Origin of the sequence: Acinetobacter sp. YH16052, from assembly GCF_013417155.1 — a bacterium.
GTDB lineage: Bacteria > Pseudomonadota > Gammaproteobacteria > Pseudomonadales > Moraxellaceae > Acinetobacter.
In genome coordinates, this window is record NZ_VPEO01000083.1 from 1 (window position 1) to 2,943 (window position 2,943).

Annotated in this window: 5 protein-coding genes; 4 read left to right on the forward strand and 1 reads right to left on the reverse strand. The window is 34.8% G+C overall.

The window, feature by feature from the left end:
• Together FTV42_RS16015 and FTV42_RS16020 are read left to right on the forward strand one after the other, a co-directional pair.
• Positions 1 to 467: helix-turn-helix domain-containing protein (locus FTV42_RS16015; RefSeq protein WP_180039191.1), on the forward strand; the 467-nt coding region annotated here is incomplete at its 5' end.
• 90 nt (positions 468 to 557) lie between these two features.
• Positions 558 to 836: a hypothetical protein gene (locus tag FTV42_RS16020; protein WP_179991778.1), complete on the forward strand. Its 279-nt coding sequence runs from the start codon at positions 558 to 560 to the stop codon at positions 834 to 836.
• Positions 837 to 926: 90 nt separating this feature from the next.
• On the opposite strand, the gene FTV42_RS16025 is transcribed toward FTV42_RS16020, so the two are convergent.
• Complete coding sequence (locus FTV42_RS16025; RefSeq protein WP_179991777.1) at positions 927 to 1,751, reverse strand: hypothetical protein; 825 nt, start codon at positions 1,749 to 1,751, stop codon at positions 927 to 929.
• A 207-nt stretch (positions 1,752 to 1,958) separates the two neighbouring features.
• Between FTV42_RS16025 and mobC the strand changes: the two genes are divergently transcribed.
• Positions 1,959 to 2,291, forward strand: a complete 333-nt coding sequence (gene mobC / locus FTV42_RS16030) for a plasmid mobilization relaxosome protein MobC (protein WP_179996688.1) — start codon at positions 1,959 to 1,961, stop codon at positions 2,289 to 2,291.
• A partial coding sequence (locus tag FTV42_RS16035) for a relaxase/mobilization nuclease domain-containing protein (RefSeq protein ID WP_180039192.1) occupies positions 2,281 to 2,943 on the forward strand: 663 nt, incomplete at its 3' end. The genes mobC and FTV42_RS16035, both read left to right, overlap by 11 nt.

Genomic DNA, 2,943 nt, shown 5'->3' on the forward strand with positions numbered 1-2,943 from the left:
ATTTTGTAGAATTACCTAAGAAATTAAGCAAAAAACAGGAAGTTTCAGGACTTGGACGTAACTGCACACTGTTCGATACCGTGCGTAAATGGGCATATACGGCTGTTAGAGCGCATAGAGGGGGTATTTACAACACTTGGCTAGAGGAAGTCACCAAACAGTGTTTAAGCGTAAATGAGGCGTTTTTAGAAGCATTACCCTATTCAGAAATCAAAGCTACAGCTAAGAGTATCGCCACATATTGTTGGAAAAAGGATGCCTACTGCTATCAAGAGTTTATTGATCGTCAAAGCCGAAAAGGAAAGCTAGGTGGTCTAAAGGGGGGGAAAATTAGATCGGATAATTATGCTTCTAAAAGAGTTAAGGCTTTAGCAATGATGAAAGAGGGTATGACTCAAAAGCAGATAGCAACTGAATTAATGGTTACTGATAGAACAATTAGGAACTGGATAAAAAATGATGTTTGATAGCTTATTTAGAAAAAAATCAGATAAATTGATAAAAGAATGAGTGTATACGCTACTATATTACTTCGTTAAATCGTAAGACAAATAACTATGAAAAACATTCTATTAGCAAGTATTACTCTTTTTATCGTTGGTTGTAGTGCTGAATCTGAAACTCAACTAATGGGTGGAAAATTTAGCTCCATGTCACAATGTCTTGAGACGATTAAAAATAGATCAGGCCAGACTCTTAGACCGATGACAGATACACCGGAGAAAGTTACTGGATATCTTGGAGATACGAACCTCAATTTCTACTGTGGAGTGAAGCAAACAGGTACTGAAGGTACTTATATTGAAGGTTGGTTTGATGAGCCAGTTAGTAATTAATTGTATGTAATTCTTAAAATCTAAAATCGTACGTTAATGAAAACAAATTTGCAGAAGTACTATTTTCTGTCATTAACGTACGAAAGCGCATTAAAAAGCGGAAAGTGAGCCTAAATCAGATATCAGCTCTTTTATCTGTATTTTGATTTCTTCTGGTGAACTATTTTCTAAGTTGGTGCTTAACTTTTCTATGTCTTTTAATAGCTTTTCTTTTATTTTTAGATGTGAATATTTTGTTTGATCTAATTTACCTTTATTGTTTAAAGATTTTATTGGGTCTAGTGTGTTGCAGTAGCCGTCTTCATTTTCGTTTCCTGTAATGTATATTGCTCCTTTATTTCTTAAATTATTTATTTCCCTTTTTGTATAATTATCGCTTTTTATGCCAATAAGTTTTTTCTTTTTAATAGCTTGTGGGAATTCTTTATCTAAGATTTTAATGTATTCGTTGCTTGTCCATGTATCTCCTCCATGGTTTTTTATTTTAATAAAAATTACTTCTTCAAAATTTATCAGAACTATTGCTATGCTGCCAGAGCGGTCTATAAATTTTGGATTTCTAGGATACATGTCAGATTTCAAATGAAAATGTATTAGTTTTTCATGTAAGTAAAGGTTATCTGTATAACTAGCTTCACATATTCTTGTACTTTGATATTTATTTAAATTTTCTCCATTTTCTATTTCTTTTTTTAGTTTGAAAAATCCTTTTTGTAAGTCAGTTGTTAGTTTTTTGAAATCTTCTTTAAAAGCTGAAGTTTGTAAACAATTACGAGTTTTTTCGGGAATTCTTCTTTCCAAAAAATTTAAGTATTGAAGTATTAAACAACTATTCGTACAGAAATCTATTTCTTCAGCAAGAAAATTTTGACAAATTATATTATTTAGATGATCTAGTAAATTAATTTTATTCATATGGTTACTCTAAATTTTTTTAAGGGCAAGGACACACAAAGGGTACTCTATACAAAAACTAAAGTTTTCGCTAGATTACCTTTTGTGCCTTGCAAGGGAAGAATCCCTTGACCCTCTTTTCGCCTTTTTCTATTGCGGTAAATTGCCTTTACTTGGCAATTTGTCCTCATAAAAAAAGCCGATCCAATCCATGAAGCAGATTGAGTCATGACTAAGAAAGACATAATCAAAAGAAAAAAAGAGATCAAAGTCCGTTTAACAGAAGCGGAACATCAAGCCTTACTGGAGCGTATGGAAGGTGGAGAGCTTGCAACTTGGATTCGAAATACTTGTCTAGATGAGAAGCCAAATAAAAGAAGAAATTATAAAGCGGCAGATCCTCAGCTATTAGCAGCATTAGGACGCATTGGGGGCAATCTCAATCAGATTGCGAGACAAGTAAATACTGTGGAATCTGATATAGAAAAACTTAGAGCCTTTGCAGAGTTGGCAGTTATTCGAGAACAACTACAAGGAATTTTAGCCAACTATGATCGTTAAATTTTTGGGAAATAAGGGCGGTGGTAGTGCAGGTGCAACCATTGACTACCTACTTGGCAAAGATAGGGATAGACCAGGTGCAGTTTTACTGAGTGGAGATCCTGAATTAACCCAACGATTAGCAGACAACTTGGACTTCCAAAACCGTTATACGGTTGGAGTACTTTCATTTGAGGAACCAAACCTCGAAGAACACCAAAAAGAAGCCATCATGCAGAGCTTTGAAGAAACATTGCTTGCTGGGTTAGAGCGTGACCAGTACGACATCACTTGGATAGAACACACTGATAAAGGACGTTTAGAGCTTAATTTCGTCATTCCAAATGTGGAATTAAGTACAGGAAAAAGATTACAGCCTTATTTTGATCAAGCTGACCGCCCACTTGTAGAAAACTGGAAACAAGTCATCAATTTTGAGCATGGTTTAACAGACCCTCATGCACCAGAGAAAGCTCAAGCAATTAAAACTTTGAATAGCCAAAACCTACCTCAAAGCGTCAAAGAAATTAAAGAGCAAATCGGGACCGCAATTGCTGAGCAAATTAGCAATGGCAATATCCAAAATAGGCAAGATGTAGTTGAAACCCTAAAGGGTGCAGGCTTTGAGATTGCTAGAGAAACAGATAGATCAATCAGTATTAAGAATCCTGAC

Bases quoted from the DNA above. Each gene is read 5' to 3' on its own strand.
- FTV42_RS16020 (WP_179991778.1), top strand. From the start codon at position 558: ATGAAAAACATTCTATTAGCAAGTATTACTCTTTTTATCGTTGGTTGT.
- FTV42_RS16025 (WP_179991777.1), bottom strand. From the start codon at position 1,751: ATGAATAAAATTAATTTACTAGATCATCTAAATAATATAATTTGTCAA.
- mobC (WP_179996688.1), top strand. From the start codon at position 1,959: ATGACTAAGAAAGACATAATCAAAAGAAAAAAAGAGATCAAAGTCCGT.